Source organism: Novosphingobium sp. NDB2Meth1, assembly GCF_900117425.1.
Lineage (GTDB): Bacteria > Pseudomonadota > Alphaproteobacteria > Sphingomonadales > Sphingomonadaceae > Novosphingobium.
Map to the genome: position 1 here is coordinate 569,519 of NZ_FPEH01000011.1, position 13,024 is coordinate 582,542.

The following is a 13,024-nucleotide window of genomic DNA, read 5'->3' on the forward strand; positions in this document are numbered from 1 at the left end:
CGGGCCACCTCCCCATTTGTGCCCTTCGACAAGCTCAGGACAAAAATGGGGAGGACCGTAGTCGTCAGAGATCGACGCCGGCGGCGATGGCTTCGAGCTTGCGCAGGCGTTCCTTGATGTCGCTGAGGTCGATCAGGCCGAGCGCGTGGCTGGTGCCGGTATCGGCAGGGCGGGCGATTTCGGCGCGCTTGAGATCGAGCCAGCCGTTCCATGCGGTGAGCGCGGTGCGGGCGAGGATCGCGATGGCCACCAGCGTGGCGGCGGCGAGCACGGCGGCTGTGGTGAAGGGCATGGCGAAGGCTCCGTGGTGGATCAATGTTCGCGCAGGGCTTCGATATCCTGCGCGAGGCGGCTGGCATCGCGGCCATCGGTGAGGATGCGTTCGAGCACTTCGACGCGCTTCCTCAGTTCGACGACTTCGCGTTCGAGCGCGGGGTTGGCGGGCAGCGCGTCGCGCAGGTCGGTACGCGGGCCGAGGCGGCTCTCGCGCGTGCTGCGCAGATAGGCCCAGGCAATGATGGCGACGATCGCGACGATGGCGCTCGTAAAGCTCATGGATTCAGTCCTTGGAGGGTTTGGCCTTGGAGGGTTTGGCCTTGGAGGGTTTGGCCTTGGAGGGTTTGGCCTTGGAGGGTTTGGCTTTGGAGGGCGGCGGGCAGGCTCAATTGGCCGCGGCGGTGCGCAGGTCTTCGATCTCGCTGGCGAGCGCGGCCACTTCCTGACCCTGGCGATCGGTGGCGATGCGCTCGAGGACGCGGACCCGCTGTTCAAGCTTTTGTGCCTGAGCGGCGAAGCTGGCGGCCTGCTCGGCGCTTTCCTTGGCCGCGAGTTCGAGCTTGCGCTCCTTGAAGGCAAGGCGGCGCTTGTAGACATCGGCGGCGACTCCGAAGATCGAGATGAGCCCGATCATCAGCGCGGCAAAGGCAATGGCTTCGGCGGCGTTCATTGCTTGGTGCTCCCCTGGCCACGAAGGGCCTCGATCTCGTGCGTCAGATGATAGCCGCTGTCGGTGACGATGCGCTCGACATTGGCGAGGCGGTCCTTGACCGAGCCGAGTTCGGCGCGCAGCTGCGCGTTTTCCTGGCTGAGCAGCTTGATCCGCTCCAGTTCCTCGGATGCGGTCTTGGGATAGACCGCCTGCCCCCATGCACCATCCAGCGGGTAGCCATGGCGGACGCGCATCCAGGTGGTGAGGACCCAGCCGACCACGCCGGCGATGGTGACGGTGCCGACCAGCGGCATGAGTTCGCCCAGTTTCGAGAGTTCCTCGGGGCCCATCAGTTCCTCCTGTGCTCGATCGCTTCGCCGCGAAGCGCCTCGATCTGGCTGGCGACATCGTAGCTCTTGTCGGTGACGATGGCTTCGAGGACGCGGACCCGTTCCTCCAGCGCCTGCGCCCTGGCGGCGGCCTGCGCCCCAATCTGATTGGCGCTTTCGGTGAGCGTGGAGGCGCGGATTTCCTCGAGCTTGCGCTGGTGCTGGGTCCAGATCGCGATGATCGGGATGAGGAGCGCGAGGACCGGGATCATCAGCGCGATTGTACCGTTGTCCATTGGAGTTCCCCCAAGGTGATCCGGCGCTTACCGGAGCTTTTCGATTTCGGCGGAGAGGCGCGGGTTGCCCGATACGTAGAACTGCTCGACCTCGGCTAGGCGGCGATCAATGTCGCGGAACGACGAGCGCACTTCGCGGGCCGTGCGGGAGGGCGACTGGCGCACGCCCTGCCAGAACTTCTGCTCTTCGCGGTCTGCGTAGAGCCGGGCCGGCTTCTTTTCAGCGAGGAAGCCCAGCGCGAAGTAGATCAGGAACGGCCAGCCCATCGAGAAGGCGAGGACGATGAAACCGAGGCGGATCCAGAGGACATCGATCCCGGTGTAGTCGGCAATCCCCGAGCAGACGCCCATGAACTTGCCATTGACCTTGTCGCGATAGAACTTGGTGCGCTGGGGCAGCTGGTTGCTCATTTGGAAGTCCCCCTCTGTGCGGCGAGCATGCGGTCGAGCTCGCGCAGTTTCTGGTTGTCCTCGTCGCGATCGGGCAGAAGGCGGGCGGGACGGAATTCGGGATTGTCGGCAGCGACGAGGCGCTCGACGGTATCCATGCGCTCATCGAGCCGGCGGGCGAGCTGGTAGAGTTCCTCCAGCAGCGCCTCGTCCCCCGACGTGAGCGTGGCGGCGGTCTTCCACTTGGTGATGTAGTGGAGCACGACCCAGGGGAAGGCGATGAACAGCGAGACCATCGCGATCAGCGGAACGACGATGTCTTCCATCGGTCAGCCCTCCTTCTTCTCACCGAGCGCGCGCTTCATCGCTTCGAGTTCCTCGTCGACCTTGTCCTGCCCGGCGAGCGCGGCGATCTCGTCCGCAAGGCTGGCGGGCTGGCCATCAGCGAGGCTGAGCGCATCGGCGCGGCCTTCGGCATAATCGACGCGGCGTTCGAGCTGGTCGAAGCGGGCGAGTGCCTCGTCGACGCGCTCGTTGGTCATCAAGGTGCGCAGGCGGACGCGGTTCTCGGCGCTTTCGAGGCGCGCGGCGATCGCGGTCTGGCGGCTGCGGGCTTCACGCAGGCGCGTCTGCAGCTTTTCGATGTCGGCCTCGTAGGCACGCATCGAGTCGTCGAGAATGGCGATCTCGCTGCGCAGCTGGGCGCCCATGTCCGCGGCCTTGTTCTTTTCGACCAGCGCGGCGCGGGCGAGGTCCTCGCGGCCCTTCGAAAGAGCGAGCTGGGCCTTGTCCGCCCAATCGGCCTGGAGCCTCTCGAGCTTGGCGACGTGGCGGGCCATCTCCTTCTGATCGGCGATGGTGCGGGCAGCCGAGGCGCGCACTTCGACGAGGGTTTCCTCCATCTCCATGATGATCATGCGGATCATCTTGGCCGGGTCATCGGCCTTGTCGAGCAGGTCGTTGAAGTTGGCGGCGATGATGTCGCGGGTGCGGGAGAAGATGCCCATCAGGTTGGCTCCGGTGGCAAAAGGCGTGAATGGCCGTGAGGTCTCGTTGTCGTGCTGGCGTAGCGCACCAAGCTCGATTTCGAAACGGGATTGCGGGCGCCCGCCGGCAGAAGGCCGAACGGGCGTATCGGCGCCCATCAGGCGAGCTCACCCGTGATCGCGGCGCTCGAAGCGACGACCGAGGGGGTGGCAGCGGCCGAAACCGGGCGGGTAGCGACGGCGACGTTGAGCGCCAACATTGCAGCGATGCTGATCAGCGCCGCGCGGCCGAGCTGGGTCGAGAAGAAGCGGGCAGTGTACATCGGTAGTCTCCTGTCAGATCCCGTTGCCGGGTATGCACCATGCTTTGCAGGAGGCGTGCCAATTCGCGTGAAGCGCGCAAAATACGCGGTTTCGGCGGATCGGCGGAAATGCTTATATGGGAATTCTTGCCTAGGTTTGGGAAATTCTGCTACTCCTAGGCGCGTTCACAAGGGTAGGGTTCCCCATGGATCGCGAAGTCCAGTTCATCGGCCAGTCGAGCGCGTTTCTGGATGCCGTGGAGCGCGCCAGCCGAGCCGCGCCGATGCGCCGCCCGGTGCTGGTGATTGGCGAGCGCGGGACGGGCAAGGAACTGATCGCCGAACGCCTCCACCGCCTCTCGACACGGTGGCAGGAACCGCTGGTGACGATGAACTGTGCGGCGCTCCCGGAAACGCTGATCGAGGCGGAGCTGTTCGGCCACGAGGCGGGCGCCTTTACCGGGGCGACGCGGGCACGGGCGGGGCGGTTTGAGGAAGCCAACGGCGGCACCTTGTTCCTCGACGAACTGGGCACGCTTTCGATGGGCGCGCAGGAACGGCTGCTGCGCGCAGTGGAATATGGCGAAGTGGCGCGGATCGGGGCGAACAAGCCGATCACGGTGGACGTGCGCATCGTCGCGGCGACCAACGAGAACCTGCCGCGAATGGCAGAGGAAGGCCGCTTTCGCCCCGACCTGCTCGACCGGCTGAGCTTCGAGGTGATCACCCTCCCCCCGCTGCGCGTGCGCGAGGGCGATGTGGCGGTGCTGGCGGACTACTACGGGCGGCGCATGGCGGCGGAACTGGGCTGGCCTGCGTGGCCGGGGTTCGCCGCGCACGTCAGCGAGCAGATGGACAAGTATGCCTGGCCCGGCAACGTGCGCGAGCTGCGCAACGTGGTGGAACGCGCGGTCTATCGCTGGGATGATCCGGGCCGTGCGATCGGGCATATCCAGTTCGATCCGTTTGAAAGCCCGTGGCGGCCTGCTGCCCTGATGGGGGCGCCGGTGCCGGCGCGTTCGGCAGCGGTGGACCGCCCTGCCCCGGCGGCGGTCGCCAGCGATTTCGACGCGGTGGCGGACCTGCGCAGCGCGGTCGATGCACACGAGCGGGCCATTCTGGAGCACCATCTCGGGCGCAACCGGTATAACCAGCGGCAGACGGCGAAGGCGCTGGGGCTGACCTATGACCAGCTGCGGCATTGCCTGAGGAAGCACGGGCTGCTGGAGCGGGGGGAAGTGGGCTAGTTTGCAGGCGCGCTCAGCGCGATGCGGTTGCCTTCGCTGTCTTCGATCTCGGCGACGAAACCTGCCTCGCCGATGTCCTTCTTCGGATAGAGCACTTTGCCGCCGCTCGCCGCAGCGCGGGCGAGGACCGGGTCGATGCTCGGCACATCGAAGTAGAGGATCGCACCCGACTTCGTGGGCACATAGACATCGCCCTTGGCGAGCGCGCCGCTGGCGCCGGGCTTGCCATCGGCGCGGGGGAAGAAGGCCATGGCATAGCCATCGACGTCCTGACGGGCGAGCTTCATCTCGAACACGGCTTCGTAAAAGCGGACGGCGCGGTCGAGATCGGTGACGGGGATTTCGAAATGGACGACGGGGTTCATCGGGAGCCTCGGTGCCGGGCCGTTGGCGCTGAGCAGGAGCGCGGCAGCAATCGGGAGGAGGAAGCGCATGGGGTGAGTTTCCGTTTGGCACGGGGTCTTGTCAATCGGGCAGCTTTGCACCGCGCGCGCAAAAGCTCTAACGCCGCGAACCGATGCCGCTCACCCGCCTCACCTTGCGCGATTTTCGCAACCATGCCGCGACGCGGCTGGAGGGGACGGCGCGGTTCAATGTGCTGATCGGGGAGAACGGCGCGGGCAAGACCAATGTGCTGGAGGCGATCAGCCTGCTTTCGCCCGGGCGGGGCCTGCGGCGGGCGCAGCCGGCGGAGATGGCGGGGCGCGGCGGGGACGGCAGCTTTGCGGTGGCGGCGGAACTGGAGGACGGCGCGGTCTTGCTGGCGACCTCCACGTCTCCGGCGGCACCGGGGCGGCGGACTGTGCGCATCAACGGCGCGGATGGTCCGGCGGCGCGGCTGGGCGAATGGCTTTCGATCACGTGGCTCACCCCGGCGATGGACCGGCTCTTTGCCGAAGGCGCCTCGGCGCGGCGGCGGTTTCTCGATCGGCTGGTGCTGGCGGTGGAGCCGGGGCATGCGCGGGCCGCGAGCCGCTATGAAACGGCGCTGCGGGAGCGGGGCCGTTTGCTGGAGGCGCCGGGCGAGCCCGATCCGCTGTGGCTCGACGGGATCGAGGCGGGTCTGGCCGAAGCGGGGGCGGAGCTGGCGCGGGCGCGGATGGCGCTGATCGCGGGGCTGACGGAGACACTGGCGGACCTGCCCGAGGCGCCGTTTGCGCGGCCGGGCCTGGCCTATGTGGCGGGCGGGCCGGTGGAAGTCGATGCGCTGCGAGGGGCGCTACGGGAAGGCCGGCGGCGCGACCGGGCGGCGGGGCGCACGCTCGTCGGGCCGCACCGCGATGATCTGGGCGTCAGGATGGAGAGCAAGGACGCACCGGCGGCGGATTGTTCGACCGGTGAGCAGAAGGCGATGCTGATTTCGATCGTGCTCGCCCATGCCGCGCTGACCAAGGGAGCGCGGCCGCAAGTGCTGCTGCTCGACGAGATTGCTGCGCATCTTGATCCGCTGCGCAGGGCCGCGCTTTACGAGCGGCTGGGCAAGGCCGGGGCGCAAGTGTGGATGACGGGGACGGAACTGGCGCCGTTCGAACCGCTGGGGGCGGATGCGGCAGTGTGGCGCGTGGCGGATGGGGCGGTGGCGCGGTAGTGTTTGCAGGCGGCCCACCCCAAACCCCTCCCGCAAGCGGGAGGGGCTTAAAGAGCAGTGGTGTCCTCTCCCTTTCCGTAAGCGGGAGGGGCTTTGTCTGTGCGCTGTCCTGCTCCCCTCCCGCTTGCGGGAGGGGTTGGGGGTGGGTTCTAGCGCGACGTGGCCGCCTTGAGCGCCTTGGCCACTTCGTCCTTGGTGGCCGCGACGATCTTGTCCACACCCGCCGGATTGGGGTGGACGTGGTCGTCCAGCATCAGTTTGTCGTTGCCGATCACCGCTTGCAGGAAGAACGGCACCAGCGGCGCTTTGTGCTTGGCGGCGAGCGCGGGGTAGATCGGGTTGAAGGCAGCGACATAGTCCTTCCCCATGTTGGGCGCGGCGAGCATGCCGGTGAGCAGCGCGGGGATCTGGCGCTTGTCGAGCTCGGTGAGGATGGCATCGAGATTGGCGCGGGTTTCGGCGGGGGGGAGGCCGCGCAGCATGTCGTTGCCGCCGAGGCCGACCATGACGAGTGCGGGCTTGCGCCTCTGGTTGTCGAGCGTGAAGGCGAGGCGCTCGCGCGCGGCGGCGGTGGTATCGCCCGAGACGCCGGCATTGACGACGCGGGCCTTCACGCCACTCGCATTGAGCGCGGCTTCGAGGCGAGGCGGATAGCCTTCGCCGGGCGCGAGGCGGTAGCCGGCGTAGAGGCTGTCTCCGAAAGCGAGGATGACGGGGGCGTCGGCGGGGATGGCGGGGGTGGCGCTCGCCTGCGATTTCGGGGCTTCGGGGACGGGCGCGCTCTGCGAACAGGCGGCGAGAGCAAAAGCGATAAGCGGCAGAAGGCGGCGCATCGGAGTCCCCGGCATAAGAAACAGTTCCACCTACCCGTTCGTCCCGAGCGAAGTCGAGGGACCTGTTCGAGCGAAGCCGAGAACTTGCGTGGGGCCTCGGCTGCGCTCGGCCGTTTGTCCCTCGACTTCGCTCGGGACGAACGGAAATGGGGGTGCGCCTTAGATCAGGTTGCACCATGCAACTGATCTATGCCAATGTCGACAGGTGACAAGCCCCTCCCCCGCTTCGCCCCTTATCGATGCCCGCCATATCACGCTCAGCCTTGGTCAGGGCGAGGCGCGGGTGGACGTGCTGCGCGGGGTGAGCCTGAGGGTGGAAGCGGGCGAGCGGCTCGCGCTGCTGGGGCCTTCGGGTTCGGGCAAGAGCTCGCTGCTGGCGGTGCTGGCGGGGCTGGAGCGCGCCGGCGGGGGTACGCTGACGGTTGCGGGACAGGACTTCATGGGCCTTTCGGAAGATGCGCTGGCGGCGGCGCGGCGGGGGCGGATCGGGGTGGTGCTGCAGGCGTTCCACCTGCTGCCGACGATGACCGCGCTTGAAAACGTGGCGACGCCGCTGGAGCTGGCGGGGGAGCGCCATGCGGCGCCGCAGGCAAAGGCGGCGCTGGAGGCGGTCGGCCTCGGGCACCGGCTGGGGCACTATCCGGCGCAGCTTTCGGGCGGCGAGCAGCAGCGCGTGGCGATTGCCCGCGCGCTGGCGCCGCGTCCGGCGCTGGTGTTTGCCGACGAGCCGACGGGCAACCTCGACCATGCCAATGGCGAGGCGGTGGCGGACTTGCTGCTGGCGCAGGTCTCGGACGCGGGCGCGACCCTGATCATGGTGACGCATGACGAGGCCCTGGCGAGGCGCTGCGGGCGGATCGTGCGGCTGGAGGACGGGCGGATCGCCTCGGACAGCGCGGCGTGAGGGGCTATGGGGCCGAGGTTGCGCGAGGACCCTTCGACAGGCTCAGGGTGAGCGAGCCTTTTTGTCTGGAGCAAGGATCTTGAACCGCTGGGCACTGGCGTGGCGCCTCGCGCGGCGGGGGCTGGACTGGCGGTTTCGCGGCCTCAGGCTGCTGATCGTGTGCCTTGTGCTGGGGACAGCGGCGCTTTCGGCGATCGGAACGCTGACCGGCGGGATCGGGCGCGAACTGGCGGCGCGCGGGCAAGCGATGCTGGGCGGCGATCTGGAGCTGACGCTGGCGGGGCGTGAAGCTGCGGCGGATGAGCTGGCAGCGATGCAGGTGCTGGGCACGGTCTCGCAGGGAACGCGGCTGCAGGCGATGGCACGGCGGGGAGAGGATGCCGCGCCGGTGGAGCTCAAGGCTGTCGATGCACGGTGGCCGCTGTACGGGCAGTTCAAGGTAGACAGCGGGCGCGTGGTGGGTGCGCCGCAGGGGATGACCGCGTGGATCGACCCCGGCGTAGCCGACCGGCTGGGGGTGAAGGCGGGGGACCATCTGCGCGTCGGCGACGCCGAGCTGGTGATCGGCGGGGTGATCGCGGGTGAGCCGGACCGGCTTTCCGAAGGCTTTGCGCTGGGGCCGACGGTGATCGTGAGCGAGGCGGCGCTGGGGGCTTCGGGGCTGGTGCAAGTCGGCTCGATGGCGCGCTGGAAGTACCGCGTGCGCCTGCCCAAGGGAGCGGATGCGGCGGCGCTGGCGGACGCGTTCAAGGCGCGGTTCGTGAATTCGGGTTTTCAGGTGAAGACGCGCGACAAGGCCTCGCCGGGGCTGGACCGGTTTGTCGAGCGGATGGGGCAGTTTCTGGTGCTGGTGGCGCTCGCCGCGCTGGGGATTGCCGGGATCGGGATCGCGGGGGGCGTATCCTCGTACCTCGAGATGCGGCGGGCGAGCATTGCTACCTTGAAGATTCTGGGTGCGCAGTCGGGCGACGTGGTGCGGATCTATCTGCTGCAGATCGCGGCGGCGGCCTTGGCGGCGCTTACGCTTGGGCTGGCGCTGGGTGTGGGAATCACGCCGCTGCTGGCGCGGGCGCTGGAGGGGCTGCTGCCGATCCCGCCGGGCTTTACCGTGGATGCGGGTGCACTGGCGGTGGCGGGCGCCTATGGCCTGCTGATCGCGCTGACTTTTGCGGCACCGCCCTTGCTGGAAGCGCGGCGGGTGCCGGCGATGGCCTTGCTGCGGGCGCGGGTGGCGCCTGTGGGACGCGGGTGGAAGGTTCCGTTGTGGGTGCTGCCAGTCGGGCTCGGGCTGATGGGGATTGCCGCGCTGGCGGTGCTGACTTCGCCGCAACCTTGGCTTGCAGCCGGGTTTTTGGGCGGTGCGGCAGCGGTGTTTGCGCTGCTCGCGCTGATCGGGCGGGCGCTCGCGTGGGGGGCGGCGCGCTTGCCGCGTCCGTCGCGGCCGCTGCTGCGGATGGCGCTGGGCAATCTGCACCGGCCGGGCGCGCAGACATCGGCGCTGGTGGTGGCGCTCGGCTTTGCGCTGGCGGCCTTCGTGCTGCTGGCGGCGGTGCAGACGAGCATCGATGCGAACATCGCCAAGCGCGTGCCGGAGCGGGCGCCGGATTACTTCGTGCTTGATGTTCCGAGGGGGGCAGGCGCGGAGACGTTCAAGGCGCTGGTGCGGCGCGAGGCGCCCGGCGCGGCGGTGCGGATGGTGCCCGCGATGCGCGGCACCGTGCTGGCCTTCGGGCCGGAGGGTGCGATGACCGATGTCGCCACGCTGAAGGCGGTGCCCGACGAGACCTGGCTGCTGCGCGGCGACCGGGGGCTGACTTATGCCGACGAGGTGCCGCCGGGCAACACGCTGACCGAGGGGCGCTGGTGGCCGAAGGACTACAAGGGCGAGCCGCTGGTTTCGGTCGATGCGGATCAGGCGAAAGCGATTGGCCTCAAGGTGGGTGACAAGCTGCGGATCAGCCTGCTGGGGACCGAGCGCGAGGCGCGGGTGGCGTCGCTGCGGCGGATCGACTGGTCCTCGTTCGGGTTCAACTATGCGCTGGTGTTCAGCCCCAATGCGCTGGAGGACGCGCCGCATACTTACGCTGCGACGATCACGCTGGCTGCGCCGGAAAAGCGCGATGGGGTGCGCCGCGCGATCCTTTCGGGGCTGGTCAAGGCACTGCCGGAAAGCTCGGTGATCGAAGTGGGGCCGGTGCTGGGGCAGGCGCGCACGCTGCTGGGACAGGTCGGGACGGCGATCTTTGCGGCGGCGGGGGTGGCGGTGCTGGCGGGGCTTGCCGTGCTGGCGGGCGCGATCGCGGCGGCGCGGGCGGCGCGGCAGTATGACAGCGTGATCCTGCGCGTGCTGGGCGCGAGCCGGGGGCAATTGCTGGCGCTGCTGGCGGCGGAATATGCGCTGCTTTGCGCGGTGCTGGCGGCGGTGGCGCTGGTGCTGGGCGGGGGGACGGCGTGGCTGGTGATCGTGGAACTGTTCGAGTTTGATTGGGCGCCGGACTGGGGGCGTGTGCTCGCTGTGCTCGGCGGCGGGGTGGCGCTGGTCTTGGTGCTGGCGGTACTGGGCTCGCTTTCGGTGCTGCGGACGCGGCCGGCCGAGGCGCTGCGAGCGCTTTAGCGCTGACCCCTAATCTTCTCTTCCCCTCCCCCGGTCGGGGGAGGCCGGGTGGGGGTGCGCCACGTTTGCCAGAGAGGCCGAGCCCCCTCCCCCATCCCCTCCCCGCCGGGGAGGGGGGCTTCCGGTTGTGACTAGCTGAAGATGTCGACGCTGCTGGGGTTCTTGGGATCGAGGCCGTACTGGTTGGGGCCGCGCGTGCCTTCGAGGCACATCAGGACGAGCAGCGCGAAGCCGCCGAACAAGGGTATCAGACCGAGCAGCAGCAGCCAGCCCGAGCGATCCTGATCGTGCAGGCGGCGGACGGAAACCGCGAGTGCAGGGATGAAGCTGGCGAGCGCGAAGAGGCCGCCGAGCACGCCGCCCCCGCCGACGAGGCGGCTGCCATAGCCGAAACCGGTGGGCGTGCGGGTGAGCTCGTTGGTGCCGAACAGGGCGTTGAGCACCACGAACACCAGGATATAGAACAGCACGAAGCTCCAGTACTCCCGGCGGCGCGAGCGGCCGGTGAACTCGGCGTAGCGCCGGTATGGCATGAGCATCCAGTTCATCGCGCGCCTCCCGTGGTGGTGCCGTTTGGCAAGGTTGAGCCACAAATCGGCGGGTGCGGCAAGCATTGCCCCCGCTTTGGCACCCACGTACCCTTGCCGCAGCGCACAATTGCGGGTAAGCGCGCGCCCGTTAGTCCGGCCTCAGTTTGGCCGGATACGGCGGAGCCAGCGGGCTGCGCCGCAGATATTCAACCGAAAGCATGCTCATGTCCAATGCCCAGCGCAATATCGCGATCATCGCGCACGTCGACCATGGCAAGACCACGCTGGTGGACCAGTTGTTCCGCCAGTCCGGCACTTTCCGCGACAACCAGCGCGTGGAAGAGCGCGCGATGGATTCGAACGATCTCGAAAAGGAGCGCGGGATCACCATTCTGGCCAAGTGCACTTCGGTCGAGTGGGAAGGCACGCGGATCAACATCGTCGACACCCCCGGCCACGCCGACTTCGGCGGCGAGGTGGAGCGCATCCTGAGCATGGTCGACGGCGTGATCCTGCTGGTGGACAGCAGCGAAGGCGCGATGCCGCAGACCAAGTTCGTGACCGGCAAGGCGCTGGCGCTCGGCCTCAAGCCCATCGTCGTCGTCAACAAAATCGACCGCCCCGATGGCCGTCCGCAGGAAGTGCTCGACGAAGTGTTCGACCTTTTCGTCAGCCTCGATGCCAATGACGAGCAGCTCGAGTTCCCGGTGCTCTATGCCTCGGGCCGCAACGGCTATGCGAGCGAGGACCAGGACGCGCGCGAGGGCACGCTGACGCCGCTGTTCCAGAAGATCGTCGACCACGTGCCGCCGCCGGCCGCCGATGTCGACGGGCAGTTCAAGTTCCTCGTGACCTTGCTCGACCGCGACAACTTCCTCGGCCGCATCCTGACCGGCAAGGTCCAGTCGGGCACGATCAAGGTGAACTCGCCGATCCACGCGCTGGACCGGGATGGCAAGATCGTCGAGACGGGCCGCGCCTCCAAGCTGATGGCGTTTCGCGGGCTCGAGCGCGTGCCGGTGGACGAAGCCAAGGCGGGCGACATCATCTCGATCGCGGGCCTCACCGTGGCGACGGTGGCCAACACCATCGCCGATCCGACCGTGACCGAGCCGCTCCACGCGCAGCCGATCGATCCGCCGACGCTCTCGATGCGCTTCGCGGTGAACGATTCGCCGATGGCGGGGCGCGAGGGCACCAAGGTGACCAGCCGCATGATCCGCGACCGGCTCGAGCGCGAGGCCGAATCGAACGTCGCGATCCGCGTGACCGAGAGCGCCGACAAGGACAGCTTCGAAGTGGCGGGCCGCGGCGAACTGCAGCTGGGCGTGCTGATCGAGACGATGCGCCGCGAGGGCTTCGAGCTGGGCATCAGCCGCCCGCGCGTGCTCTTCGGCGAGGACGAGAACGGCGAGCGCACCGAGCCGTATGAAACGGTCGTGATCGACGTGGACGATGAATTCTCGGGCACGGTCGTCGAGAAGATGGCCAACCGCAAGGGCGAGATGATCGACATGCGCCCCTCGGGCGGCGGCAAGACCCGCATCACGTTCTCCGCTCCTTCGCGCGGGCTGATCGGCTATCACGGCGAGTTCCTTTCGGACACGCGCGGCACCGGCATCATGAACCGCCTGTTCGAGAAGTACGGCCCCTACAAAGGCCGCATCGAGGGCCGCAAGAACGGCGTGCTGATCTCGAACGGCACCGGCGAGGCGGTTGCTTATGCCCTTGGGCCGCTCGAAGAGCGCGGCATCCTGTTCGTGGGCGTTGGCACGCCGCTCTATGAAGGCATGATCATCGGCGAGAACGCGAAGCCGGAAGACCTCGAAGTCAACCCGATGAAGTCGAAGCAGCTGACGAACTTCCGGTCGAGCGGCAAGGACGACGCGATCCGCCTGACCCCGCCGAAGATCATGACGCTGGAGCAGGCCATCGCCTATATCGACGACGACGAGATGGTCGAAGTGACGCCGAAGTCGATCCGCCTGCGCAAGGCGATCCTTGATCCGCATGAGCGCAAGAAGGCGAGCCGGAAGAAGGAAGCGGCGTAAGCGCTGCGCATTTTCAGCCTTTCATA

The 13,024-nt window shown here is 68.0% G+C and carries 17 protein-coding genes; 5 read left to right on the forward strand and 12 right to left on the reverse strand.

What is annotated here, in order from left to right:
* Nucleotides 1-64: 64 nt before the first annotated feature.
* The 9 genes from NDB2M1_RS02990 to NDB2M1_RS22540 all read right to left on the reverse strand — a co-directional run bounded on the left by NDB2M1_RS02990 (nt 65) and on the right by NDB2M1_RS22540 (nt 3,252).
* A complete protein-coding gene (locus NDB2M1_RS02990; RefSeq protein ID WP_072379390.1) occupies nt 65-292 on the reverse strand; it encodes a hypothetical protein in 228 nt (75 codons plus the stop codon).
* Nucleotides 293-312: 20 nt separating this feature from the next.
* Nucleotides 313-555 (reverse strand): hypothetical protein, encoded by a 243-nt coding sequence (locus NDB2M1_RS02995; RefSeq protein WP_072379392.1) that lies wholly within the window; start codon nt 553-555, stop codon nt 313-315.
* 106 nt (nt 556-661) lie between these two features.
* Nucleotides 662-946: a hypothetical protein gene (locus NDB2M1_RS03000; RefSeq protein ID WP_072379394.1), complete on the reverse strand. Its 285-nt coding sequence runs from the start codon at nt 944-946 to the stop codon at nt 662-664.
* A complete protein-coding gene (locus tag NDB2M1_RS03005; protein ID WP_054123714.1) occupies nt 943-1,278 on the reverse strand; it encodes a hypothetical protein in 336 nt (111 codons plus the stop codon). Before NDB2M1_RS03005 ends, NDB2M1_RS03000 begins: the two co-directional genes overlap by 4 nt.
* The gene (locus NDB2M1_RS03010) at nt 1,278-1,553 is read right to left on the reverse strand and encodes a hypothetical protein (protein ID WP_072379396.1); all 276 of its coding nucleotides are present in this window, start codon (nt 1,551-1,553) and stop codon (nt 1,278-1,280) included. Before NDB2M1_RS03010 ends, NDB2M1_RS03005 begins: the two co-directional genes overlap by 1 nt.
* Nucleotides 1,554-1,580: 27 nt before the next feature.
* Complete coding sequence (gene pspC, locus NDB2M1_RS03015; protein WP_072379399.1) at nt 1,581-1,964, reverse strand: envelope stress response membrane protein PspC; 384 nt, start codon at nt 1,962-1,964, stop codon at nt 1,581-1,583.
* Complete coding sequence (pspB, locus tag NDB2M1_RS03020) at nt 1,961-2,269, reverse strand: envelope stress response membrane protein PspB (RefSeq protein WP_054123717.1); 309 nt, start codon at nt 2,267-2,269, stop codon at nt 1,961-1,963. Before pspB ends, pspC begins: the two co-directional genes overlap by 4 nt.
* A gap of 3 nt (nt 2,270-2,272) precedes the next feature.
* On the reverse strand, nt 2,273-3,088 hold the full coding sequence (gene pspA / locus NDB2M1_RS03025) for a phage shock protein PspA (protein WP_082364844.1): 816 nt from the start codon (nt 3,086-3,088) through the stop codon (nt 2,273-2,275).
* Nucleotides 3,088-3,252 carry a hypothetical protein gene (locus tag NDB2M1_RS22540; protein ID WP_171955305.1) on the reverse strand — a complete coding sequence of 55 codons (165 nt, stop codon included), beginning with the start codon at nt 3,250-3,252 and terminating at the stop codon, nt 3,088-3,090. Before NDB2M1_RS22540 ends, pspA begins: the two co-directional genes overlap by 1 nt.
* A gap of 185 nt (nt 3,253-3,437) precedes the next feature.
* Here NDB2M1_RS22540 and pspF point away from each other — a divergent pair, with 185 nt between their 5' ends.
* The gene (gene pspF / locus NDB2M1_RS03030) at nt 3,438-4,478 is read left to right on the forward strand and encodes a phage shock protein operon transcriptional activator (RefSeq protein ID WP_072379401.1); all 1,041 of its coding nucleotides are present in this window, start codon (nt 3,438-3,440) and stop codon (nt 4,476-4,478) included.
* Here pspF and NDB2M1_RS03035 read toward each other — a convergent pair.
* A complete protein-coding gene (locus NDB2M1_RS03035) occupies nt 4,475-4,912 on the reverse strand; it encodes a VOC family protein (protein WP_216233930.1) in 438 nt (145 codons plus the stop codon). The two genes, pspF and NDB2M1_RS03035, sit on opposite strands and share 4 nt — an antisense overlap.
* A gap of 83 nt (nt 4,913-4,995) precedes the next feature.
* On the opposite strand from NDB2M1_RS03035, the gene recF reads away from it, so the two are divergent.
* Nucleotides 4,996-6,066: a DNA replication/repair protein RecF gene (recF, locus tag NDB2M1_RS03040; protein WP_072379402.1), complete on the forward strand. Its 1,071-nt coding sequence runs from the start codon at nt 4,996-4,998 to the stop codon at nt 6,064-6,066.
* Between the two features lie 149 nt (nt 6,067-6,215).
* On the opposite strand, the gene NDB2M1_RS03045 is transcribed toward recF, so the two are convergent.
* Nucleotides 6,216-6,899 carry an arylesterase gene (locus NDB2M1_RS03045; protein WP_072379405.1) on the reverse strand — a complete coding sequence of 228 codons (684 nt, stop codon included), beginning with the start codon at nt 6,897-6,899 and terminating at the stop codon, nt 6,216-6,218.
* Nucleotides 6,900-7,104: 205 nt separating this feature from the next.
* Between NDB2M1_RS03045 and NDB2M1_RS03050 the strand changes: the two genes are divergently transcribed.
* The gene (locus NDB2M1_RS03050) at nt 7,105-7,803 is read left to right on the forward strand and encodes an ABC transporter ATP-binding protein (RefSeq protein WP_072379407.1); all 699 of its coding nucleotides are present in this window, start codon (nt 7,105-7,107) and stop codon (nt 7,801-7,803) included.
* A gap of 79 nt (nt 7,804-7,882) precedes the next feature.
* Nucleotides 7,883-10,417 (forward strand): ABC transporter permease, encoded by a 2,535-nt coding sequence (locus tag NDB2M1_RS03055; protein ID WP_253185748.1) that lies wholly within the window; start codon nt 7,883-7,885, stop codon nt 10,415-10,417.
* A gap of 131 nt (nt 10,418-10,548) precedes the next feature.
* Here NDB2M1_RS03055 and NDB2M1_RS03060 read toward each other — a convergent pair whose 3' ends face one another.
* On the reverse strand, nt 10,549-10,965 hold the full coding sequence (locus tag NDB2M1_RS03060; protein ID WP_072379409.1) for a DUF805 domain-containing protein: 417 nt from the start codon (nt 10,963-10,965) through the stop codon (nt 10,549-10,551).
* Nucleotides 10,966-11,171: 206 nt separating this feature from the next.
* Here NDB2M1_RS03060 and typA point away from each other — a divergent pair, with 206 nt between their 5' ends.
* Nucleotides 11,172-12,998: a translational GTPase TypA gene (gene typA / locus NDB2M1_RS03065; protein ID WP_072379411.1), complete on the forward strand. Its 1,827-nt coding sequence runs from the start codon at nt 11,172-11,174 to the stop codon at nt 12,996-12,998.
* The last annotated feature ends 26 nt before the right edge of the window (nt 12,999-13,024 follow it).